The sequence below is a fragment of the Pseudoalteromonas peptidolytica genome, assembly GCF_012641745.1.
Lineage (GTDB): Bacteria > Pseudomonadota > Gammaproteobacteria > Enterobacterales > Alteromonadaceae > Pseudoalteromonas > Pseudoalteromonas peptidolytica.
This window is the reverse complement of record NZ_WEHZ01000013.1, coordinates 107,997-129,627: the sequence shown is the minus strand read 5'-3', so window position 1 is coordinate 129,627 and position 21,631 is coordinate 107,997. Positions and strand designations below refer to the sequence as shown.

Sequence of the window (21,631 nt, the reverse complement as noted above, 5' to 3'; positions counted from 1 at the left end):
GGATGAAACTCACAACCCAATTTTCTCGGATTTTCCATGGTGCTGTTGGTCGAGAGCGAGTACTCACCGCTTACTGTGAAACACTCAAAAAGCGACGGCGCACAAATCTAGCAAATTGTGAACATTTTCTGGCTTAACCAAATAAATTTTTTAGCGATAACCCTCAAGCTATGTAAATTACGGCGCTTTTGTCATGCGTATGACACTGGGTTTAATGTAGAGAAACACATAAATGTCACTAGTTACCTGATTTTATGAGCACTTTTGATAAGAATAATGAACATTTCCATGTTGAAATTGTCACAGTCATGGTGAGTAAATAATAGTAGGTGTCAGTGATACACCGTCAGGCTGCTGGGTGCGAAAGAGCGCATACTCACTCTTCCCTTATTTTTTCTGCTATATCGAGGGGAGAGATGTTGTTTCAAATGAATGAAAACGAATTTACTCTTCGACCACCATCTATAGTAGTTGTTAGTACAAACACGTTACATAATAAATAATAGTGGATGTCAGTGATACATTATGCTCATCAGTGATACATTATGATAGTGGGTGTCAGTGATACATCACTGCTATATCGAGGGGAGAGATGTTGTTTCAAATGAATGAAAACGAATTTACTCTTCGACCACCATCTATAGTAGTTGTTAGTACAAACACGTTACATAATAAATAATAGTGGATGTCAGTGATACATTATGCCTAATTTTAACCAGTTTTAACGTTGCCCCTGCTTGGGTTGGTGGCTATTTTATGACCGAAACCATATTTAAATTACCTTCTGTGTTTGAAGTTAGGTATATTGACAGGGCTGCTGGGTGCGAAAGAGCGCATACTCACTCTTCCCTTATTTTTTCTGCTATTTCGAGGGGGGAGATGTTGTTTCAAATGAATGAAAACGAATTTACTCTTCAACCACCATCCATAGTCGCTGTTAGTCCAAACACGTTACATTGCGTTAGAAGCTATTCTCCGGATTTCAAAGGTGTCTTTACCTTGGAGGTATTCGACTCTTCACGTATATTGGGTGACATTAACTCAAGAAATTGTCAATCTTTTAAAAGTCAGGTGTTAGAGTCGCCGGATTTATACGACAGGTTTACCACTTTATGTACAGTGCTCCTTTCGGAAGTTAAGAGTTCAGAAAAAGAAAACTTAATTTTAAATTGGATTAATAATTTTTTGGATCATCAAAAGATACCACACACTGAAAGTTGCCCGACTGGTCATGAATTAGCAAAAAAAATTAAGGCGATGATAGATTGCCACCACCAAGAAACTTCTCTGTTTGACGAGATATCATTGACCTTAAATTTAAGTAAAGAACACTGCAACCGGATATTTCGTCGCACTTATAATCTTTCGATACAAGGATATTTTCTTAACAAAAAGGCTCATCTATCTAGGAGCTTATTAGTAGGTGATCTCCCCATTTCAGAGATAGCGGTTCTAAGCGGGTTTTACGATCAAAGTCACTTTTCCCGTATTTTTAAAGCTATATTCCAAATTAGCCCGGCTGAATATCGAATGCGGATCAAAGAATCACATCAATCTTGTACAAGACGACGTTAATATATATTTATATCTTGCTTCCTTAATTATCACTAACCTTGGGAGCAACACATGAAGTATGTACGAAATAATGAACATGACGAAGAAGTTATCAAACAATTTACTAAGCAGGCTATTCCTTTTACAAAAGTAACTGGACACTTGGATTCAATAGAACTGCTTATTGAAATGAGTGGAGCCACAGCAGACGATAATATATTGGACATAGCTTGTGGCCCTGGTCTAGTAGCTTGTGAATTCGCAAAAGTTGCACGACATGTAACTGGGATCGATTTAACAGAGAAGATGATTGAGCAAGCGCTTTGCCATCAAAAAGAAAAGGGGTTGAATAATCTTTCTTGGGATATTGGTACCGTATACCAATTGCCGTATGATTCAGATACCTTTTCCGTTGTAGTAAGCAGGTATAGTTTTCATCATTTGCTAAACCCCGATATGGCACTAACTGAAATGCTCAGGGTGTGCATGCCAGGTGGTGTTATTGTCATTGCAGATGTCGCATTACCCGCAGATAAATCTGAGGCATTCAATCGCATGGAAAGACTCCGAGACCCATCACATACAGAAGCATTATCCTATGATAAGTGGAAGCAATTGCTCTTTAACTCTGGGTTGAAGAAAATCCGACGAGGTAGTTACAAAGTTCCTATGGAACTTGAAACGCAACTTAACGCATCTTTTCCTAATCCAGGGGACGATAAAAAGATACGAGAGATCTTTCTACAGGATATAGATGCTAACTGTTTGGGTGTTGAATCTCATAAATGTGGAGATGAAGTTCATTTTTCTTATCCAATATCAGTTTATGTCGGCGAAAAATAGCTAGCCGAATTTGTCTAATCGGTATTGGCAATTCTTAGGTCTATTTAATTTCGCTAGTTTGGTTGGCCGAAAAAATCGTTTACGGCAAATATATATTGAGGATCTCTTATTACAATGCCTTACTTAACTTACAGGAACAAGTATTGTGTAAGGTTATCAGATTTCAAGTGGCCAACTTTGCATCTCAGTGATCCGACTAATGCAGCGAGCGAAAGCAAACGCAAGCTGCTCGCCTCGGTAGATTTTCTCAATGGGCGCGGCGGCCAAAAATACAACTAGTACTTTGGCCTCGTAACATTCATCGATAAGCGCAATAAGTCGTCTTGTCTCATCATCACCTATTCTAACTTGTGCTACCTCATGTGGGCGGATGTAGCCTTCCTCTGTCCCTTGCGCTATTGGGTTCTGCTCGGGCATAACACCAAGTAAAGGTAAGTCAGAGATAAAAATACACTTATATTGCTGTGTAAGTTTAATATAGTCATCGATAGCACGAGGAGTTGAACATAACGACATAAAATCAAAACAGACTAGATTTTTAGTCGCTCCAAGTATATTCACTGAGCGATGATTAAGCGTTAATACTTCAGGTTTTGATACTCCCCCAGCTTTGGCAAACGCCCGCCAAAACGCGTGCTTGTCTTTGACAAAGTAGTGATGTGCTTGCGTACCTTTAGCAAAGCGATGATCCGTCTCACCACAGATAGGTATGATTTCGCAATTGCGCATAAGCAGGTCGATGGTTGGCTCAAAACGGTCTCTATGTAACCCGTCTTTGTATAACTGCGTTGGGTGACAGTTTGAGGTGGCAACTAAAGTTACGCCAGCTTCAAATAGTGCTTCAAACAGTCTTGCCATAATGATGGCATCGCCGATATCAGTGACAAAAAATTCATCAAAACACAATAACGATGTTTGCTTAGCCCAGTTTTTCGCAATATGTTGTAGTGGATCTTTAATCCCTTGGATTTGATTTAGCTCTCTGTGGATTCTTTGCATAAAATGATGAAAATGCAGACGAGTTTTGTTATCGATTTGGGTAAACTGATAAAACCAATCCATTAGCATAGTCTTGCCGCGACCAACAGGCCCATAAAAATAGATACCTTTGGCTGCACTACCTTCTACAACTGAACGAGAAAGTTTATCTAAGGCGTCAATTGCGACTTGCTGCGCTGCGTCAGGCGCAAGATTTCCAAGTTCAACTTGTGTTTCGTAATGGCTAGAGATTGACATAGTCGCTGCAAATAGGAATAGTTAATCCTAATAATATCATAAAGCTAGAATTCATGGACGCACTATTAAAGCTAAAGCAAGCAATAGCGAGCTACTATGCTCTGTCACAAGAAACTTGGTCCGCTATTGAAGCGATCACTACAATAAAATCATTTGCTAAAGACGACTGGTTATACCAAGAGGGTGAATATCCGACAACATTCGCATTTTTATATCAAGGCTTAGTGCGGTTAGTAAACACCAATGCGGCAGGGCAAGAGTACAACAAGCGTTTCTTTGTCGCGGGGGAGTTTCCTGGCGTAATGCATGCTCTACACCGTGCTGAGCCAGCTAATCAGGGGATCCAAGCGTTGGAACCCACAGAGGTGGTACTAATAAACTTTAAACAATTTAGAGCACTGCTAATGGACAACCCTGAGTTAATGCGATTCCAGATCCATTATCTTGAAAAGAATTGGTTGCTAGAAAAAGACAAGCGGGAGCTTTATATGGTGCAGTTGGATGCAACTGAACGTTATCTTGCTTTTTTAAAGGAGCAGCCTGAACTTGCTGAACGAGTTGCGCAGTATCATTTGGCTTCGCACCTTGGGATCACGCCAACGCAGTTAAGTCGTATTAGAAAATCTTTAAAAAATTCGGGTTCGTTTACATAGGTAAATGAGCCACGTTCGTTACCTTGTTAAAGTTGCCTCAACAGAATATGGAGAGCAACTTATGAATATTACACAATTAGAGTCATTACTAAATTGGCGTTATGCCGTTCGCAAATTCTCAGATCAACCAGTTGAACAAGCAAAAGTTGATAAACTAATTGAGCTCACTGGACTTAGCGCTTCTTCATATGGCCTGCAGTCATATAAGATATTACAGATAACCTGTCATCGTACCAAACAAGCTATGTTTCCTTACTCGTATGGACAACAAAAAGTAGTAGATAATAGCCATTTACTTTTATTTGCAGCTGATATGTCGCCATTAAACTCACAAGTTGAACACTATATGGATAATTTTAGGCGTCAGCGCGACTTAACAGAGGACACCTATTTAACAATGGAAACTGGGATTAAGTCGGCATTAAGTGGTATGAATAAAGATGCCCAGTACATCTGGTGTTCAGAACAAATTCATCTGGCGGTTGGAACGTTATTGGTTGCCGCTGCGAGCCTCGAAATAGATGCTTGTCCTATAACAGGTATTGAAAAAGGCGAGATAGATAAAATACTTGGTCTTGAAGCGATGCATCTCCGTACGGTCTTGGTTGTACCACTTGGTATCCGCTGTAGTTCCGATAAAAATGCTACTGCGCCTAAAGTAAGAAAAACACAAGCGAAGTTAAGTATAGAGATGACACTATGATTTTCGGTTTACTTGCTATTTTTGCCGGTGGCGCCATTGCGGTTCAGGCAAGTATGAACGCTCAACTAGGCGCGTTGCTAAAAAGTCCGATACTAGCTGCTGGGGTTGCATTTACTGCTAGTGCCCTTTATACGGTCGTGGCTTTTCGATTATCTGATAGCGTTTTTCCGACAATCACACAAATAAAAGCCGTGCCTTGGTACCTTTGGTGTATTGGCGGAATATTAAGTGCCACCGGAGTAGGGCTGAGCTACTTTTTGATCCCCAAAATGGGTATTGGTAATTTAATGGCATATTATTTATGCGGCCAAATGGTAGTCGCGATGATAATCGGTCAGTTGGGTTTATTTGCCGTACCGCATACTCCCGTTACCTTGCAAAAGTTGCTAGGATTGGTTGCCGTACTGACCGGTATCGTGCTTCTTAACGTAAATCAGCAAAACTAATTTACGTTGAAGTGATGCTATCTCAAGCGGACGTAAGCTTAGTACTCGGCTATTTCCAGCGCTTTGCTGACTGCGGGAGTGGCTGCAATTTGCCGATAATAACGTCGTAGCTGCTTGAGTGAAGGCGTCTTTTCTAACAGTGTTTTTGCTCGCTCACAAAGCATAAATAAGTAGCTATCACACAAAGTAAATTGATTGGCTATTACGTAGTGATTGTCAGCTAGCAAATTATCTATCACAGCAAATCCTGCTTCCAGCCGAGCTTGCTGTGTACGGATCAGATCGTCATACATCAGGGCACTTTGGGTGTGCCGTTCGGGATAGGTGTACATTAATAAATCGCTGTGCAGCGAAGCGCTCATAAAATGGAGCCATTGTATAGATCGAAACTTAAGCTTTGGATCTGCTGGAAATAACTGCTTGTCGCTGTGTTTATGAGCAAGGTATTGAGAAATAGCCGCACTTTCAAACAGTGTGAAATCATCATCGACAAGCGCTGGTATGTGACCTGCGGGGCTGAGCTTTAGGTAATGTGAGCTGTGATTAGCGTTTTTTTTCACATCAACTAATTCTAACTGATAAGGTTCGCCTATCAATTCCAATAAAATATGAGGTGCAAGGCTTGCGCTCTGTGGATAGTAAAAGAGTGTATACATAATTCACCTAATGTAAGTCACAAACATCGATATTAGGTTGGACAATAAGGCTTTCGATGTTGCGAAGTTAAAATATTAAGCGGCTCCTTCTGTGCTTTCTCCTATTCAACCTTAGGTGACGGATGCAGTTTTCTCAAATAAAAATGCCAGCAAATATTGCTGGCATTTAAAGTTTTTAGTGTTATTGCTACGGAGTATAGTAAATCGGTGAGTTTGGCCCGACAGGTAGACCAAAGCCAAATACCCAGATATAAAATAGTGCGACCCAACCAATAAAGAAGAACATGCTGTAAGGCAACATAGTCGCTACCAACGTACCGATCCCCATATCTTTCTTGTATTTGGTGGCCACTGCCAATATCAACCCAAAGTAACTCATCATGGGTGTAATCAGGTTTGTGACAGAGTCACCAATTCGATATGCAGCTTGGATAGTTTCTGGTGCGTATCCAATTAGCATCAACATAGGCACAAAAATAGGGGCTGTTACTGCCCACTGCGCAGAAGATGAGCCTAAACTGAGGTTAACAAGGGCACACATTAAGATAAACAGTACGAATACCTCAGGGCCTGTTAAGTTAAGCGCCTGTAGTAATGCTGCACCGTTAATCGCTAAAATAGTGCCTAAGTTCGTCCATTTGAAAAATGCGACAAACTGCGCAGCGAAGAATACCAGTACAATATACATCCCCATTGAGCTCATACTTTTGCTCATGGCATCGATAATATCACGGTCATTTTTCATGGTACCTACGACCCGGCCGTATACAAAGCCCGGAATGGCGAAAGTCACGAAAATAAAGACGACTATACCTTTTAAAAATGGCGAACCTGCTACTTCACCTGTGGTTGGGTGACGCAGAATACCGTCTTCAGGCACGATGGTCATCGCGAGTAAAAGGCTGACCACCAAAAGAGAAACTCCAGCCCATTTTAGTCCTGATTTTTCTTTTGCTGTAAGCTTTTCAATGTTGTTTTCGCTTAGGTCAACGCTAGCTTCACTTGCATCATATTTTCCTAAGCGTGGTTCAACAATTTTTTCTGTTACCAAAGTACCAACAATGGCAATAAGGAATACAGAAATCATCATAAAGTACCAGTTTGCTTCAGGGCCAACTTGGTAGGTCGGGTCAATCATTTGCGCAGCTGGTGTGGTAATACCTGCAAGCAGCGGATCGATTGTACCTAACAGTAGGTTTGCACTGTAACCACCAGACACACCTGCAAAAGCAGCTGCCAAACCAGCCAGTGGATGGCGACCTAAACTATGGAAAATCATCGCTGCAAGTGGGATCAGCACAACGTATCCAAGTTCTGAGGCGGTATTAGACAAGATTGCAGCAAACACTACCATAAAAGTAACTAAGCGCTTTGAAGCGCCCATCACCATGCCACGCATAGCTGCTGATAGCATGCCAGAATGTTCAGCAACACTCACACCTAGTAATGCAACCAATACAGTACCCAAAGGAGCAAAGCCCGTAAAGTTAGTTACAAGGCCTGTCACTATGCGTTGTAGACCTTCTGCGCTCATTAGGCTTACGACTTCAATAACGCCGTCAGGGTCTCTGCCTGCTGAGCCTTCAGGGCGGGGGTCGATAGCCGACAAGCCCATCCAATCAGCGATACCACTGAATACCACAATGGCGATACAAAACATGGCAAACAATGTAATAGGGTGAGGAAGCATGTTACCCAGAAACTCAACAGTTGCTAAGAAGCGGTTAAATAACCCACCTTTGTGCTCTGCTTGAGCCTGACTATCAGCCTGCGTCTCTACAGCTTTTGACATAGCTAAATTCTCAGTTCCAAAAAATGCCGCAACTTTAGCATCTCTTTGGACTGAAATCATGTGAAAGCGGTTATTTGTCCTGTTTTCAGGGTGAAATTAGATAGATTGTGCAAAAACAAAGCAATCAGAATAGCTTTAGTTGATTTTTACTCATTGTATTGCTTTTGTTTCTTCTTCTCGTCGCGCGTTTTCTAGAAGCGTGCGTGCTGATCACGCGTCCAGTCTCTCCCTTATCTAGGTGTTGTTTATAGAAACTAGAGATCTTCTCTCTTGCTATTTTCGCAGCATCGTCAGGATGCTTTTCAGGGGGAGCATACAAGTCGTCTTTGAGGCCTGCATAAAGCCAAGGAGTATGAAGATAGTTGTCTGGAACATGGTCAAGCTCGGGAATATAACGACGAATAAAATGTCCGTCAGGATCGTATTTAAGCCCTTGAGTTACAGGATTGTATATGCGAAATGGATTTATTCCTGTTGTACCCGATTGCATTTGTACCTGGGGGTAATGGATCCCAGGTTCATAGTCAACGAACAGCGTGGCGAGCCTTGCTGCTGGCTTTTGCCAATCAAGCCACAGATGATAACTAGAATATGCCATCAACATGGCTCGCATTCGAAAGTTTATCCAGCCAGTTTGAATAAGCATTCTCATACAGGCATCTATAAACGGTACCCCGGTATCGCCTGATGACCATCGTAAATAGCATGATTCATTAAATTCATTTGCTCTCATATCAATTAAGGAATTATGTACCGCTTGCTCAGCGTATCGAGGCTCCGACTCAAGTTTTTGCACAAAATGACTGTGCCAATAGAGCCGAGATAAAAAGCCGCTTTTATTGCGCTTTGAGGTGACCGGTAAAGCTTGAGCTTGTTGCAATACTTGCCTCAAGCTGAGCACACCATAAGCCAAATAGGGGCTAAGCCTTGAGCTACTTGTGGTAGATTTTACCGGGCTCGATATTCCGTATAGATATTCGTTGATTCTGTGGTGAAAAAAGCTGTCTCGAGTTTTGTTAGCGGCCTCTAGCCCGCCTTGTTGTGGTGTTCTAGCTTCGTTGTTGTCATCCGCCGGGTAGACATCAAGTAACTTAAGGCCGTTATGGTGTTGAAGTAAAGTGTGGATATGTGTCGGTGTGGGAAAAACGGCTGCCTGAAGCCACTTCTCAGCGACATGATGCCATTTATCACGATTGACATGGCCTCTGAATACAGCTTGTTGTTGATATTCTTGATAGTTAACTTGCTTGGATTTACACCATGCAATAACGCGTTTGTCTCGCTCGTACGTCCAGGGGTTGCCAGTCTCTTGGTGACAATATAGATTTGAAATAGCAGCATGTAGATGAACTTTCTCCAAAATTTCAACCACATCACCTTTACGTACGGTCAAAGAAGCGCCAATACATTGTAGTTGTTTTGACAGGCTTAATAACGACTCTTTAATGAATTGGAATTGCCTTTTGCTGGTATCTTCGAGCTGCCAGTAGTCAGGCTCAATAACGTACAGAATTAAAGTAGGCTTGCCGTTATTTGCAGCTTCATATAGCGGTCGGTGATCAGATACTCTGATATCTCGCTTTAGCCAAACGAGATTAATCATTTAACACGCCTTTGAAAAGTAAAGGATAACGTCGTAGTCTTTTGCCAATGTAATCGTCAGCTAGAATTTGTTCGCAGATCCTGTGTACGTCATCGTCAATGGCAAATACCCAGTCGAACCGTTCGATAGCGAGCAAAAACCCACGTTTGAGAAAGCTTTGTTGACGGTATTCGCTACAGTTACGCTTGATGATATTTATTTTATCTGGGTTGGCTTTTAGTGCAACCACTACCTGCTCTATGTATACGCGGGTTTGGTTGCGTTCTGGGCGAGGTCGCCGGACACGGCGTCCTCGGTTGCTATTTGGATATAAACTACGCATTCGCCTCTTTGTATATATACTCAAGCTTTTTTATTAAATCGTCTTTGTGTTTATCATGCTTATAGTCGAGGTGATACGTATTATGAAAACCAGAGCGTAGCAGTACGCCACTGCCTTGAAGATAAATCGTATATCCGTCTGGATCGGCAAAAGCTGTTACGCCTTGGTAGCGTTTACCATCACTTGTCACCTCACCGTTTTTTTGAATATGCTCAAAAACGGTTAACAAAAATCTGCTGTCTAATTCATTTTTCATTTCTTAACCTCTGTCCTTAAATACGTTAGTAAAGTGGTTCGTGATCACTTAACTAGCGCTGAAATTGCTTTAAATTGCTCATTTTTTGCTGTTTTAAGCCATTGAAAGAGAATAGATTCTATGGCTAAAAAACGTGCTCCGTCAGCTTGCATTTGCGCCAAAGCCCACTGCGTGTGCTTCGGGTTACGCGAACATATAGCATCTGCTGCAATAACCACATTAAAGTTATCAGCCAATAGATCGTTCACAGTTTGCTGTACACAAATATGACTCTCTAACCCTACAACAATCACAGTATCTCGTTGAAACGATTGAATAGTTTGCTTACAGTCCTCTGTGTAATAGGCACTGAAAGCTGTTTTTTCAATAATAGGTAAGTCAAATTTAAGTAAATTAGGTGCACTGTGACCTAACCCTTTGGGGTATTGTTCAAAAATAAGGGCTGGTATAGACAAATATTGAGCAGCGTTTAGTAGCGTTGTTACTTGATTTTCTACGGCATCAAATTCAGCGATATGTGGACGAAACTTTTCTTGAATATCAATCACTAGGATCATGCAATCTGACGCTATTAAATTCATCATCTTCTCCTTAGAGATAATCTCGCATCGTTAATATGTGCGCTTCACATATACTTTATTTGTTAGTTACAATGACAGACCGAGCAAAAAAGTAAATGGTTTTAGCGTGAAAGTACATTTTTTGGGCACCTCCTCTGGTTGTCCTTCCAAACAGCGCAATATGTCCGCTACCGCTGTAAGCTTCGATAATACAAAGGCTTGGGTGTTGATTGATTGCGCCGAAGCGACGCAACATGCACTATTGCATAGCGAGTTAACGCTATATCACTTAGAAGCCATTTGTATCACTCACCTGCATGGGGATCATTGTTATGGGTTACCCGGACTCATTTCGTCAATGGCGCTCAACGCGAGGCAAGCTCCACTTAAATTAATTGCCCCGCGCGCGGTTGTGCAATTTGTGCATAGTTGTTTTGCTCTGACAGAAGTTAAGTTGGGCTTTGATCTAATAACCATTGCTCTGGAAGAGTTAACCGATAAATTAAGCCTTAACTGTTGCGACATTGAAACCATAGCGCTTCAGCATCGAGTTCCTAGTGTTGGCTATAAACTTACCGAAAAGTGTATTCCGCGTAAGTTAAAGATAAGTAAACTGCAGCAAGATGGCATTGGTTCTGGCGGTCATTATAACTTGCTTCAAAAAGGCCAAGATGTTGAATACCAAAGCCAACTTTTACGCTCAGCGGACTACAGTTTTTATAGCTGGCGGCCTAGAGTGGCAATAATTTGTGGCGACAATGAAAAGCCTGCTTTACTTTCACAGGCTATTCAGGGCGCAGATCTGCTTGTTCACGAAGCCACTTTTACCGCGCCTGATCTACATAAAGTCGGATTTCACACCGGGCACAGTGATGCCAAACGCATTGCTCAGTTCGCACAAACTCATCTAGTGCCGACCCTCGCGCTTACCCATTTTAGCGTACGTTACCACGGCGAAGGTATGCTAGAACCTCTTATTGATGAAGCCGCTAAGTACTTCGGCGGCGAGCTTGTTATTGCCCATGATGGTTTAGTTATTGATATTCCAAATCAAAAGCAGTTTGATGGCGACTGAAGTTAATGCTACCCTCGCTCGCAAAACCAGCGCCAATCAGCGATAACCTGTTCACTGTAGTGACAGGCGGTTTTTATCAATTCATCGATTAAATCAGGTAAGACAGCGACAACTTGTTCTTGAAAATGTAGCGAGCGTCAATCTGAGCGCATGTGGGAGAGGGCAAGTGCCTCACCGCAGGTTTCCGCGTATTGACTAAAACCGGATCTAGTTGCAGCGCGTTTACCAATAGTGATGTCTTCTGGGTCGATACCAACACGAGCATGGTGACGTGAGCGCACCAACCAATGGCTGCCTTGCCACAGTGCATTATCCAAAATAAGATCGGTACGGCGCTGCATTTTTCTTTGACTATTAACCGTTAAATGCGCAGGGTCGAGGCGGTTAACGGGGCTTAGGCTGGAAAAATAAGCCAGAGGTGATGCAACCTGCTGCTGCTTAATCTCAACAATGTGACACAGGGGCAGAATGTCTTTGGTAGGCTTTTGCACACTTGGCCCAACCAATAAATAATAGCGGCTCAGGTGCAACGAACCTGTGCCTTGGTCAATTCGCTCAACACAGTCCAAAATTTCGTCATCAACGTATGCCGCGAAGTGGTCAATAAGGCTCTCTTTCAAATCTGGATCAATTTGCTTAAATCTGAGTTTGTCGTCTCGAAAGCTAAGGGGTTTAATACTGAGGTCAATCTCTTTAGCAAGCGTACTTTTAATCGTAAATGCGGCACCTCCCGCCATTCTTTGCAAGCCTTTTTGCCACCGTTTGTACAATATGTGGTTATTATTAAATACAATTAGGCCGGTATTACTATCGACTTTATGTTCCAGCGACAATTGACAAGTTTTTATGTAGCTTTGTAAAAACACCTGTTGTGCTTGGAGTATCTGTTCTTTATTCACAACAGGCTTGCTGCGATCTTTTATATCTTTAGCTTGCTCTTGAATGCGGCCTCCCTCCAGTTGAGTAAGAGGCAAACTGACCAAAAAGCGGAACAGATCCCATACTGCATGTCCAACACACGCATCGTCGAAATCATTAGGTTCAAAAATTAAGGTATCACCATGGCTGCCTTCTTCACTATGAAAGCCGAAGTTTCCTGTATGACAGTCGCCCATAATGTAAGTCAGGGGAAGTGTAGTGGCAGTGTCTGGTAAGGTAATTTGTTGCTCTAGTAGGTCTTTGTACATCAGTGCAGCACTACCCCGAAAAAACCGTAGTGGACTTAGTCTCATTTTGCTGAATTTACTGCACTCACGGCTAACGCTCACGCCTTCACGTTCCTCAAAATAAGATGCTAGATAGTCATGACGATTCATGGATTAGTCCTCCTTTTGAATAATACCCAATTGAGATTTAGCCAGCTTAACAACCGCTTTATCGATAGGTGGCGGGCTAATATCGACCCCCTCACTGAGCGCATTGACTACGGTCTTTAATACTTGTACTCGCGCATACCATTTATGTTCAGCAAGGATGACATGCCAAGGCGCTAGGTTTGTATCGGTTTTTCCAAACATATCATCAATGGCTTGCTCGTACTCTTCACGCTTTTTACGGTTACGAATATCTTCTTCTGTTAGCTTCCAACGTTTATAGGGGTTATTTAACCGTTCTGTAAATCGTTTTAGCTGCTCTTTCTCGCTAATATGCAAAAAGACTTTCACAATGCGAACGTTATCATCGGCTAGTAGTCGTTCAAATTCGTTGATTTCTTGATAGGCGCGACGCCATTCATTTTCGCTGGCAAACCCTTCAACGCGTTCGACTAACACTCGTCCGTAATAAGAGCGGTCAAAAATAGTCATAGTGCCAAGCGGGGGAAGCTTAGTTTGAAAGCGGTACAGATAGTGTCGACCTTGCTCTTCTGGGTCGGGTTTTGCGATAGGGAACACTTTAAAGCCTCTAGGGTCGAGCTTTTCGGTCATGCGGCGAATGGCACCACCTTTGCCAGCCGCATCCCATCCTTCAAATACTAAAATAGCGCGCTTCTTTTGGTGAAAATAGGCCTGCTGTACGTGTAATAGCTGAGTTTGCCAGTATTTTAATTCATGCTTATAGTGCTTCTTTGAATCCATAGCAGGATACGTAACCGGAGGTTTTACACTTAGTCCTCGGTTTAGCGTGTTAAATATAGAAACGTAGCTGGTCATGATCACTCCCTCAAAACTTCCTTAGCTAAATAGCTCTAAATATCAGTCAATTCTGAATTAAATAACCTGAGCTTTGGATAATTAATACCTTTCTAGCAGCCAGTTTTAGCGCTAACTGCGTTGAATTTACTTCCAATAGCCAGCTATTGATGCGTAAATTCGCCTTGCCTACAGGATGTAGATACCTTAGCGAGAGCAGGACGCGGAAGCGGTGTTCTCCCTAAAACTCTCTGGCTAGATAAGGAGAACACTAAGTTGTGCTTAAGCAACAATGAATTCAAGCACTCCTTATCCAAACCTCAGATTAAACAAATGATATTGAACCATACACTATTGGACGCCGTAGAGTCGCCCAGTATGAACTCTACAAGTATTATTTGACAAAAATATGTCAAACATCGTCAATAATACCAATTGGTCTTACTACTTACTCGATGTAAGGAAGTCAATCTGACACTCGCTATGTTCAAAATTTTTATTTAGAACAACCAAATAAAAAATTCTCACCTTGTCTGCTTTGATGTAGACACCTTTACGTTAGCAAAATAAGTGGTATAAAGCCGAATTTTCCGTAAGACCATTTCTTTGTATTCAATAGCGGTAAGATACAAAAAGCCCTAGTCATTGAGCGAAAAAGTACGCAGGGGTTGAGCATCGTATTATTATGTTTTATGGTGGTTTTTTACCCATTATAGGACACCACCTTGATGGCTCACTCTGTTTTGATAAAGGAAGTATAAAATGCGGTTTTGGCTTTTGATAATATTAGGTATTTCTTTTAATTCACATAGTATAGTGATCCGACATGACGTAGATGACGCAGACTATAGAGTATCGAGCGATGTATTGCCGCAATTAGCAACTTTTTACATCGATGGTGGGCATGGCACACTGATAGGATCAAAGTGGGTATTAACCGCCGCTCATGCAACATTTTGCCTGCGGCCGAATTCGACAATACTCATAAATAATGTCCCTACTGTGATTGACCAAGTATTTGTTCACTCAGACTATATGCCAGGGAAAAGTCACGATATTGCACTTATCAAGATCCAGCAAGCGCTAAGTGATGTTAAGCCACTGATGATTAACCGTGAAAAAGAAGAGCTTGATGAAGTTTTATGGTTTATCGGCATAGGAGGAACTGGTAATGGTATAACTGGGCAAACGATTGACAATTTAGCTAACCAAGGTCAAATGCGACGGGCACAAAATACCGTAAAAGTAGCCCAAGGTCCGGTTATTAAATTTAGCTTCGACCGTGGTGAAAATGGGCTCCCTTTGGAAGGTGTGTCGGGTGGGGGAGATAGCGGCGGTCCAGCCTATCAATATGAGAATGGGCAAGGTATTGTGTTTGGGGTAAGCTCAAGAGTAGAGGGCGGAAAAATTGGCCGTTACGGTGTGACAGAAGTCTATAGTCGCGTTTCTTATTTCGCTGATTGGATTGATAATATTATTGCTGGTAACAATGTAACCAAGTTGGCTACGCCTAAGTTAACCCAGCTGCCAGCAGGCATTACTGAAGCGATATTGCCGCAAGTTTGTGAAGCAATTAATATAAAAAGCAGCCTTTAAGGCTGCTTCGCAATTTGGGCAGAGTGCTTGAGTACAAGCACTGTCATTTCAGTGACTATCTTGCGTTGGTACTTTCAAAAATCTTGTCAGCAGAGGCTGCAACAAAACCGGTGTAGATCTCTCCATCTGGTTTTTTATAGCGCAGTGCAAACTCATAAAAACAACTAGGGATACTAAATTCACCGTCGCTGAACTTCACTGATTGGTGATCAGCAAGTGTAGAAGATTGCTCAAGTAGCACTTCTGGTGAGCCTTTGATCTCGCCACCTGAGGTGTTTAGCTCAAAGCCATTGTCTTTTAGTGCTTGGTTGACTGCTTCAATTGTGGTGAAGTTTTTCAGATAGTTGATACTGACCGTGAAGTGGTTAGCACGGTAACCCCAGGCCGACATCCATGCTGCGTATTCACTTTCTGCTAATAGTTTTTTATATGTGTCGTGAGATACACTCCAATGCGTCCCTGAGTACAAAAAGTTTTCAGCACTAACCGCTGACTCGTCAATTTGCTCAACCATGTCTTTAACTATTGCTTGTAGCTCTTCAGAGCATTTCTCAACTAGCAGCTCAGAGATGAACACTTTTGGTTTAGTAGGATCTTGGTGCTCATAGTGCTTTGCATATAGTTTTTTTGCTTCGAAGTGATATTCACCACACTCTTTATAACCGACAGCTTTGAAGTGTGCTGCGAGTTTTTCTAGCCCAACTTTTTCGATATTGAAGGTGCGAAGCGCGATATGGTCATTAATCACGTCATCTTTTTGTGTCGAGCCCAGCAGTTCGTGGACCTTTACCGCAGAGGGCGTTACTGCTAGGTAATTATCCCACAGCTGTTCAAATAATGTATCTACGTTGTTGTGCATAATGGTTTCCTAATTTTTTGTCTCGGTGACAGTTGTTAACGTTATACCTTTTGGTATTAGCACGACATGAAATTTATAATTTAAATGCGCTTATTAACTCGCCTTGAGTGACTTCAAGTGCATTTGCAACTTCGGTGGTGAGTTGAATTTTTTCCTCAGCTTCGCACAAATATGCTTGATCGGTAAAAATGGCTTTAAACACGTCTAGTCGACCATTGGAAATTGCGAGGCTGGGGAGGTTATTTGGTACTGAGGTTACAATTTCAACCTCGCCCTTAAAAGATTCTCTTACTGTGCTGATATTTTCGAGTTTAGCCTCAACAGTGGGTCCCGCATCAAATAAATCAACGTAACCACGGTGCTCAAATCCTTCTTTTTGTAATAATCTTAATGCAGGTTTGGTCTTTTCGTGTACATGACCGATAACGGCTTGTGCTTCTGGGCTTAGTAAGTTTGCGTAAATAGGGTACTTCGGCATCAGCTCACAAATAAAAACCTTGTCTCCCAGTCCTACTAAGTGATCAGCTTGTGGAAATTCGATACTAAAAAAGTGTTCTTGTAACCACTGCCAAAATGGTGAATGACCATGCTCATCGCTAACGCCTCGCATTTCTGCAATAACAGTATCGCTAAAACGCTCTGCATGCTCGGCCATAAATAAAAAACGGCTGCGTGATAAAAAACGCCCCGCTAACCCTTGGCGATGACCTTCTCGTAAAAACAGCGTGCAAATCTCTGAACTGCCAGTGTAATCGTTACACATGGACAAAATATCTACGGTGTTGTAAACCCCAAGCGTACTTGAATGATGTACAGTTTTACCCAAGTGGTAGTGATACAGAGGTACAGACATACCAACAGCGGCCTCGATTGCCGTGGTGCCGATAATTTCTCCCGTTTGGGTGTCTTCAAGAACGAATAAATAGCCTTCGTCATACGGTTTTGTAACTGACTTTGTGAAGCTTTTAACTGAGCGATCAATTTTATTCGATAGCAATTCATCGTCGACAGGTAATGAGGTAAACCCGTGACCAGATTCAATCGCAATCGTTTTTAGCGCATCAAAGTCAGTTTTTTGTATTGGTCTTAATACTAACATGAGAAAGAGGGGATCAAGATCCCCAGCTCCTTAGCCGTTAACTACTGCAGCAACCGCTTGTTCAAAGCGTGCTAAACCTTCTGCGATCTCTTCATTTGTGATCACAAGAGAAGGTGTGAAACGAACGACATTAGTGCCTGCCACTAGTGACATTAAACCGTGCTGTGCACTTGCTACAAGGAAATCACGTGCACGGCCTTCAAATTTGTCATTGAGCACGGCACCAAGAAGAAGACCTTTACCGCGCACCTCAGAAAATACATTGTATTTGTCGTTAATAGCGTTTAGACCATCTCTGAATAGTTGCTCTTTGGCTTTTACACCTGATAGCACCGCTTCGGTATTTACTGTATCAAACGCGGCTTCTGCAACGGCACAGGCTAACGGGTTACCACCGTATGTTGAACCATGTGTACCTACTTTTAAGTGTGACGCAATGTCAGTTGTTGTTAACATCGCACCAATAGGAAAGCCGCCACCAAGTGCCTTTGCAGTGGTTAAAATATCAGGTGTTACACCTAGGCCTTGATAAGCATATAGGTCACCCGTACGACCAACACCAGTCTGAACTTCATCAAAAATAAGTAAAGCATTATGCTTGTCGCAAAGCTCACGTACAGCCTGTACAAATTCAGGGTTTGGAGAAATTATTCCACCTTCGCCTTGAAGCGGTTCCATCATTACAGCACAGGTATTATCTGAGATTGTTTTCTCAAACGCAGATAGGTCGTTGTAATCAACATGAGTAACATCAGCAGGCTTTGGACCAAAGCCGTCAGAATAGGCTGCTTGACCACCCACAGTTACGGTGAAAAAAGTACGTCCATGGAAGCCTTTGTTAAATGCAATGATTTGCGACTTCTCTGCACCAAATTTATCTAAAGCCCAGCGCCGAGCAAGCTTAAGCGCAGCCTCATTTGCTTCAGCACCTGAGTTTGCGAAGTATACTTTCTCTGCAAATGTCGCATCGGTTAATTTTTTGGCAAGGCGTAATGCTGGCTCATTCGTCATTACGTTCGATAGGTGCCAAATTTTTTCGCCTTGCTCTTTTAGTGCAGAGACAAGCGCAGGGTGGCAGTGACCGAGACAATTTACCGCGATACCACCAGCAAAATCGATGAACTCTTTGCCTGTTTGATCCCATACACGAGAGCCTTCACCTTTGACAGGGATCACAGCAGATGGGTTGTAATTTGGAACCATGACTTCATCGAATAATTCGCGGTTTGCTTGCATGACGCTTTCTCCTAAATTTTTATCATTGTGCGTTATTTCTGTTGAGCAAAAATTGTTTATTTGATGTTCTGCTCACAGCCAACTTGCTATTTCCTCATTATTACGCGCTTTTATAATAATTTGCAGTGCAATAATTCACATATTTGCTATTATTTATATCAAATTGACATGGTTAAATTGCAAAATGATAAGTTTACAAGACGAAAAGCTCATTGCACTGTTGCGAAATAATGCACGGGAGAGCATCTCAGAGTTAGCACGAAAACTCGATATTTCTAGAACGACAGTACAGAACCGTATTGCGAAATTAGAACAAAATGGAGTGATCAAGGGCTATCGGGTCGAATTTGCTGAACAATATATCGATGACCTTGTGTCTGCCCATGTTGCAATAAAGGTAAAGCAAAAGCTCACCGCAAAAGCAAACTTGGCATTACAACAGTTACCGAATGTTTCAGCACTTTATGCTATAAGTGGAGAATATGACTTGATTGCTATTGTTGAAGCGCAGAGTCTGGAGCAGCTGAGTCATCTACTTGACGAAATCGGTAATTTGGAAGGAATAGAGCGTACTAATTCGTCAGTTATCTTAGAAACAAAATTTAAGCGTTAGAACAATTCATGGATAACGTGAAGTGAGTTTTATAAGACTGTATCTATTTTTCAACGTAAGGCGAGGGGATCACCCTACGTGTTCTGGCAACCAAATACTCGTGCCCGTAGCTGCGATGTGATTTACATTGCCATTGAGCACTTTGCTACCAACGTTGTTGGAGCTTTCTGGTCTGCTGACTAAGTAGCCTTGTACACAACTGATCCCAAGGTTTTTAACTAACTCAAATTGCTCAATTTGCTCAACTCCCTCGGCGACAACTTTTAGCTCTAATTGCTGTCCAAGTTCACTGATCGAATTTAATATTTTACGATATTTCGGATTGCTATTTGCTTGAGTGATAAATAGCTTGTCGATTTTGATTACATCGATAGGAAGGTCAGCGAGTGTGCTCAAAGAGCTAAAACCAGTACCAAAATCGTCAATAGCAACGCTTATTCCTGCATCTCTGCATTGCTGTAGCTGAGAAATTGTTTCATTGCTGGCTTTGATCAGCGTTGATTCGGTAATTTCTAGCATCAATGCACTTGCAGGTAGCCCAGTTTTTTCCAGTGCTGTATTGACCCATTCAAAAATTTTCCGATGTTTAAGCTGAATACCCGAGACATTGACCGAAATTTTTACCTTCTTCATACCTGCATTATGCCAAGCAGACATTTGCCTGCATGACTCAAGCAAGATCCAGTCGCCAAGCTCTAGGATTAAATTAGACTCTTCAGCAATAGGAATAAATTCAGCTGGGGGGATAAGCCCCTCTATTGGATGGTTCCAGCGGATCAGCGCTTCAAAATAATCAATCGCGCAATCTTCAACATGTACGATAGGCTGGAATGAGAGATAAAAGCTTTGTGCTGCAATGGCTAGTCTCAGTTCTTCAAGCAGGTAATGATAGCGCCGCATTTTAGAGCCCATTTCAGGTGAATAGACTTTAAATATGCCGCGACCGTCTGATTTTGCACGGTACATAGCTACATCGGCCATTTGCAACAGCGAGTTTGGCGTTGCTGCACTGTCGGGATAAACCGCGATACCAATACTTGCGCCAATTTTTACCAATTTATTGCCAAGTAAAAAGTCACGCTCTATATCGCACAAGATAGACTGTGCAATTTCAGTACATAAATTAGGGTTAGGAAGTGTGGGAATAAAAATCGAAAACTCATCGCCCCCTAGGCGTGATAAGTTTTGTTCAAGTCCATAGATTGGGTGGGTGTCTTCAAGTCCAAACTGACGAACTACTTTTGATAGTCGTAGTGCAACTTGAATAAGAATTTCATCTCCAAAACTGTGACCGAAAGAGTCATTCACTTGTTTAAAGCCATCTAAGTCAATAAATAGCAGGCCGCATTTTGCTTGATTGAGTTCTGCTTGTTTTAATTTTACCTCGATATGGTCAATGTAGGCATGGCGGTCAATTAACTTGGTGAGCTTATCTTGAAAAATTTGCGACTCGGAATGACGTTTAACCCTCGCCAGGTGACTAGATAAATCATGAATAGAGTGACTTAACCCAGCAAGAGGTGACTTGTGATGAAGCGGTGCACTGTCAACTTCAAGGCGAGTCAGGATATTATGTACATCATTGTTTATCTTGTCCACGTCTCTATCTTGATTACGGTATCGACATTCTGCCTTCAGTAAATAAAAAATAATCGTGAGTAAGGTCGCTAAAGCCGTCAGTGTGATGGGGGAAGTAAATACGTCATACCATACTAAGTTGACGTCAATAAATTTGCGTGTATCAGCTGCAAGGTCAATCACCACAAATAGGTCACTTTCGCTGCTACTAAAATGTATTCCATGTAATAAAAAGGCATACCAAGGTGATGCCACTGAGTTTTCTAATGAACTAACCGCAAAACCAGTAGATAGTAATTCAAAAACGTGCGCTTTAAACGATAGATGAAGCAATATGACAACAAATAACGCGCCTAAAACTAGGGTACTTGTTAGTCTTATAGCACGTGTCATGAATAGGCTTTCCTTAAAAATTCGCTACTCACGTTATCAAGCTAAGATGACATGGTAGGCGATAATGATTTGGTCTGTAAGATAGTTTTTTACACATTTTAGCATTCAGTTGCAAACTTCATCGTGCAAAAGTACCAAAAATCTCATATTGGTCGTGACTTTATATGCGCTTGATCAATTATTAGTTAAATTCACTTTACATGAGAACGGTTCTTTACTAGCTTTCATCTTAACTTTTAACGTAATTGGCTCAGCGATTGCAAGGATCTCATAGCAACCTGGAATTACGACTTGTCAGATTTAGGTTGCGACAAAGTGGTGCAAAAGCGCACCAAATTAGTACTGTCATACAAACTCAATATTTGTTTGCTGTACTTGAGGTTCGTGATTGATAGAGCAGGCTTGATGGTGCTGTGTTAGTACAGTGTC

21 protein-coding genes and 1 pseudogene are annotated in these 21,631 nt (G+C 41.9%); 9 read left to right on the top strand and 13 right to left on the bottom strand.

The window, feature by feature from the left end; translation table 11 throughout:
• The 3 genes and pseudogenes from F9Y84_RS22180 to F9Y84_RS10740 all read left to right on the top strand — a co-directional run.
• Window positions 1–137, top strand: a pseudogene (locus F9Y84_RS22180) (transposase); the annotation flags it as partial.
• Between the two features lie 619 nt (window positions 138–756).
• Window positions 757–1,575 (top strand): AraC family transcriptional regulator, encoded by an 819-nt coding sequence (locus F9Y84_RS10745; protein WP_147390003.1) that lies wholly within the window; start codon window positions 757–759, stop codon window positions 1,573–1,575.
• Between the two features lie 51 nt (window positions 1,576–1,626).
• Window positions 1,627–2,397 (top strand): class I SAM-dependent methyltransferase, encoded by a 771-nt coding sequence (locus F9Y84_RS10740; protein WP_147390002.1) that lies wholly within the window; start codon window positions 1,627–1,629, stop codon window positions 2,395–2,397.
• Between the two features lie 156 nt (window positions 2,398–2,553).
• Here the strand turns inward: F9Y84_RS10740 and zapE are convergent, their stop codons facing one another.
• A complete protein-coding gene (gene zapE, locus F9Y84_RS10735) occupies window positions 2,554–3,633 on the bottom strand; it encodes a cell division protein ZapE (RefSeq protein WP_147390001.1) in 1,080 nt (359 codons plus the stop codon).
• 53 nt (window positions 3,634–3,686) lie between these two features.
• Here zapE and F9Y84_RS10730 point away from each other — a divergent pair, with 53 nt between their 5' ends.
• From F9Y84_RS10730 to F9Y84_RS10720, 3 genes are all read left to right on the top strand, one after another.
• Window positions 3,687–4,286: a Crp/Fnr family transcriptional regulator gene (locus F9Y84_RS10730; RefSeq protein ID WP_128732462.1), complete on the top strand. Its 600-nt coding sequence runs from the start codon at window positions 3,687–3,689 to the stop codon at window positions 4,284–4,286.
• A gap of 61 nt (window positions 4,287–4,347) precedes the next feature.
• On the top strand, window positions 4,348–4,989 hold the full coding sequence (locus F9Y84_RS10725) for a nitroreductase family protein (RefSeq protein ID WP_125253179.1): 642 nt from the start codon (window positions 4,348–4,350) through the stop codon (window positions 4,987–4,989).
• Window positions 4,986–5,435, top strand: a complete 450-nt coding sequence (locus F9Y84_RS10720) for a DMT family transporter (protein WP_147390000.1) — start codon at window positions 4,986–4,988, stop codon at window positions 5,433–5,435. The genes F9Y84_RS10725 and F9Y84_RS10720 overlap by 4 nt, the downstream gene beginning before the upstream one ends.
• Window positions 5,436–5,473: 38 nt before the next feature.
• Here F9Y84_RS10720 and F9Y84_RS10715 read toward each other — a convergent pair whose 3' ends face one another.
• From F9Y84_RS10715 to F9Y84_RS10690, 6 genes are all read right to left on the bottom strand, one after another.
• On the bottom strand, window positions 5,474–6,091 hold the full coding sequence (locus F9Y84_RS10715) for a glutathione S-transferase family protein (RefSeq protein WP_147389999.1): 618 nt from the start codon (window positions 6,089–6,091) through the stop codon (window positions 5,474–5,476).
• A 187-nt stretch (window positions 6,092–6,278) separates the two neighbouring features.
• A complete protein-coding gene (locus F9Y84_RS10710; RefSeq protein WP_176032318.1) occupies window positions 6,279–7,883 on the bottom strand; it encodes an AbgT family transporter in 1,605 nt (534 codons plus the stop codon).
• Window positions 7,884–8,007: 124 nt separating this feature from the next.
• Window positions 8,008–9,486: an FAD-binding domain-containing protein gene (locus F9Y84_RS10705; RefSeq protein WP_147389998.1), complete on the bottom strand. Its 1,479-nt coding sequence runs from the start codon at window positions 9,484–9,486 to the stop codon at window positions 8,008–8,010.
• Window positions 9,479–9,808: a hypothetical protein gene (locus F9Y84_RS10700; protein ID WP_147389997.1), complete on the bottom strand. Its 330-nt coding sequence runs from the start codon at window positions 9,806–9,808 to the stop codon at window positions 9,479–9,481. The genes F9Y84_RS10705 and F9Y84_RS10700 overlap by 8 nt, the downstream gene beginning before the upstream one ends.
• Window positions 9,801–10,064, bottom strand: a complete 264-nt coding sequence (locus tag F9Y84_RS10695) for a DUF3081 family protein (protein WP_147389996.1) — start codon at window positions 10,062–10,064, stop codon at window positions 9,801–9,803. The genes F9Y84_RS10700 and F9Y84_RS10695 overlap by 8 nt, the downstream gene beginning before the upstream one ends.
• A gap of 44 nt (window positions 10,065–10,108) precedes the next feature.
• Window positions 10,109–10,648 (bottom strand): isochorismatase family protein, encoded by a 540-nt coding sequence (locus F9Y84_RS10690; RefSeq protein ID WP_225740816.1) that lies wholly within the window; start codon window positions 10,646–10,648, stop codon window positions 10,109–10,111.
• Window positions 10,649–10,751: 103 nt separating this feature from the next.
• Between F9Y84_RS10690 and F9Y84_RS10685 the strand changes: the two genes are divergently transcribed.
• Window positions 10,752–11,699 (top strand): ribonuclease Z, encoded by a 948-nt coding sequence (locus F9Y84_RS10685; protein WP_192503293.1) that lies wholly within the window; start codon window positions 10,752–10,754, stop codon window positions 11,697–11,699.
• A 137-nt stretch (window positions 11,700–11,836) separates the two neighbouring features.
• Here F9Y84_RS10685 and F9Y84_RS10680 read toward each other — a convergent pair whose 3' ends face one another.
• Both F9Y84_RS10680 and F9Y84_RS10675 read right to left on the bottom strand, forming a co-directional pair.
• Window positions 11,837–13,015: a DUF2252 family protein gene (locus F9Y84_RS10680; RefSeq protein WP_225740817.1), complete on the bottom strand. Its 1,179-nt coding sequence runs from the start codon at window positions 13,013–13,015 to the stop codon at window positions 11,837–11,839.
• A gap of 3 nt (window positions 13,016–13,018) precedes the next feature.
• Entirely contained in the window at window positions 13,019–13,849 is an 831-nt protein-coding gene (locus F9Y84_RS10675) for a polyphosphate kinase 2 family protein (protein ID WP_147389995.1), read from the bottom strand.
• A gap of 741 nt (window positions 13,850–14,590) precedes the next feature.
• Here F9Y84_RS10675 and F9Y84_RS10670 point away from each other — a divergent pair.
• Window positions 14,591–15,424 carry a trypsin-like serine protease gene (locus tag F9Y84_RS10670; RefSeq protein ID WP_147389994.1) on the top strand — a complete coding sequence of 278 codons (834 nt, stop codon included), beginning with the start codon at window positions 14,591–14,593 and terminating at the stop codon, window positions 15,422–15,424.
• Between the two features lie 55 nt (window positions 15,425–15,479).
• Here F9Y84_RS10670 and F9Y84_RS10665 read toward each other — a convergent pair whose 3' ends face one another.
• From F9Y84_RS10665 to F9Y84_RS10655, 3 genes are all read right to left on the bottom strand, one after another.
• Window positions 15,480–16,283, bottom strand: coding sequence for a DUF1338 domain-containing protein (locus tag F9Y84_RS10665; RefSeq protein WP_125253168.1), 804 nt, complete (start codon window positions 16,281–16,283; stop codon window positions 15,480–15,482).
• 73 nt (window positions 16,284–16,356) lie between these two features.
• Window positions 16,357–17,382, bottom strand: coding sequence for an arginine N-succinyltransferase (gene astA / locus F9Y84_RS10660; RefSeq protein WP_147389993.1), 1,026 nt, complete (start codon window positions 17,380–17,382; stop codon window positions 16,357–16,359).
• A 30-nt stretch (window positions 17,383–17,412) separates the two neighbouring features.
• Window positions 17,413–18,618, bottom strand: coding sequence for an aspartate aminotransferase family protein (locus F9Y84_RS10655; RefSeq protein ID WP_147389992.1), 1,206 nt, complete (start codon window positions 18,616–18,618; stop codon window positions 17,413–17,415).
• 184 nt (window positions 18,619–18,802) lie between these two features.
• Between F9Y84_RS10655 and F9Y84_RS10650 the strand changes: the two genes are divergently transcribed.
• The gene (locus F9Y84_RS10650) at window positions 18,803–19,231 is read left to right on the top strand and encodes an Lrp/AsnC family transcriptional regulator (protein ID WP_125253165.1); all 429 of its coding nucleotides are present in this window, start codon (window positions 18,803–18,805) and stop codon (window positions 19,229–19,231) included.
• Between the two features lie 69 nt (window positions 19,232–19,300).
• Here the strand turns inward: F9Y84_RS10650 and F9Y84_RS10645 are convergent, their stop codons facing one another.
• Window positions 19,301–21,202: a putative bifunctional diguanylate cyclase/phosphodiesterase gene (locus F9Y84_RS10645; protein ID WP_147389991.1), complete on the bottom strand. Its 1,902-nt coding sequence runs from the start codon at window positions 21,200–21,202 to the stop codon at window positions 19,301–19,303.
• Window positions 21,203–21,631 lie beyond the last annotated feature (429 nt).

What these genes read in the sequence shown, in the direction of transcription:
- F9Y84_RS10745 (WP_147390003.1), top strand. Translation starts at nt 757, where the DNA reads ATGACCGAAACCATATTTAAATTACCTTCTGTGTTTGAAGTTAGGTAT.
- F9Y84_RS10740 (WP_147390002.1), top strand. Translation starts at nt 1,627, where the DNA reads ATGAAGTATGTACGAAATAATGAACATGACGAAGAAGTTATCAAACAA.
- zapE (WP_147390001.1), bottom strand. Translation starts at nt 3,633, where the DNA reads ATGTCAATCTCTAGCCATTACGAAACACAAGTTGAACTTGGAAATCTT.
- F9Y84_RS10730 (WP_128732462.1), top strand. Translation starts at nt 3,687, where the DNA reads ATGGACGCACTATTAAAGCTAAAGCAAGCAATAGCGAGCTACTATGCT.
- F9Y84_RS10725 (WP_125253179.1), top strand. Translation starts at nt 4,348, where the DNA reads ATGAATATTACACAATTAGAGTCATTACTAAATTGGCGTTATGCCGTT.
- F9Y84_RS10720 (WP_147390000.1), top strand. Translation starts at nt 4,986, where the DNA reads ATGATTTTCGGTTTACTTGCTATTTTTGCCGGTGGCGCCATTGCGGTT.
- F9Y84_RS10715 (WP_147389999.1), bottom strand. Translation starts at nt 6,091, where the DNA reads ATGTATACACTCTTTTACTATCCACAGAGCGCAAGCCTTGCACCTCAT.
- F9Y84_RS10710 (WP_176032318.1), bottom strand. Translation starts at nt 7,883, where the DNA reads ATGTCAAAAGCTGTAGAGACGCAGGCTGATAGTCAGGCTCAAGCAGAG.
- F9Y84_RS10705 (WP_147389998.1), bottom strand. Translation starts at nt 9,486, where the DNA reads ATGATTAATCTCGTTTGGCTAAAGCGAGATATCAGAGTATCTGATCAC.
- F9Y84_RS10700 (WP_147389997.1), bottom strand. Translation starts at nt 9,808, where the DNA reads ATGCGTAGTTTATATCCAAATAGCAACCGAGGACGCCGTGTCCGGCGA.
- F9Y84_RS10695 (WP_147389996.1), bottom strand. Translation starts at nt 10,064, where the DNA reads ATGAAAAATGAATTAGACAGCAGATTTTTGTTAACCGTTTTTGAGCAT.
- F9Y84_RS10690 (WP_225740816.1), bottom strand. Translation starts at nt 10,648, where the DNA reads ATGATGAATTTAATAGCGTCAGATTGCATGATCCTAGTGATTGATATT.
- F9Y84_RS10680 (WP_225740817.1), bottom strand. Translation starts at nt 13,015, where the DNA reads ATGAATCGTCATGACTATCTAGCATCTTATTTTGAGGAACGTGAAGGC.
- F9Y84_RS10675 (WP_147389995.1), bottom strand. Translation starts at nt 13,849, where the DNA reads ATGACCAGCTACGTTTCTATATTTAACACGCTAAACCGAGGACTAAGT.
- F9Y84_RS10670 (WP_147389994.1), top strand. Translation starts at nt 14,591, where the DNA reads ATGCGGTTTTGGCTTTTGATAATATTAGGTATTTCTTTTAATTCACAT.
- F9Y84_RS10665 (WP_125253168.1), bottom strand. Translation starts at nt 16,283, where the DNA reads ATGCACAACAACGTAGATACATTATTTGAACAGCTGTGGGATAATTAC.
- astA (WP_147389993.1), bottom strand. Translation starts at nt 17,382, where the DNA reads ATGTTAGTATTAAGACCAATACAAAAAACTGACTTTGATGCGCTAAAA.
- F9Y84_RS10655 (WP_147389992.1), bottom strand. Translation starts at nt 18,618, where the DNA reads ATGCAAGCAAACCGCGAATTATTCGATGAAGTCATGGTTCCAAATTAC.
- F9Y84_RS10650 (WP_125253165.1), top strand. Translation starts at nt 18,803, where the DNA reads ATGATAAGTTTACAAGACGAAAAGCTCATTGCACTGTTGCGAAATAAT.
- F9Y84_RS10645 (WP_147389991.1), bottom strand. Translation starts at nt 21,202, where the DNA reads ATGACACGTGCTATAAGACTAACAAGTACCCTAGTTTTAGGCGCGTTA.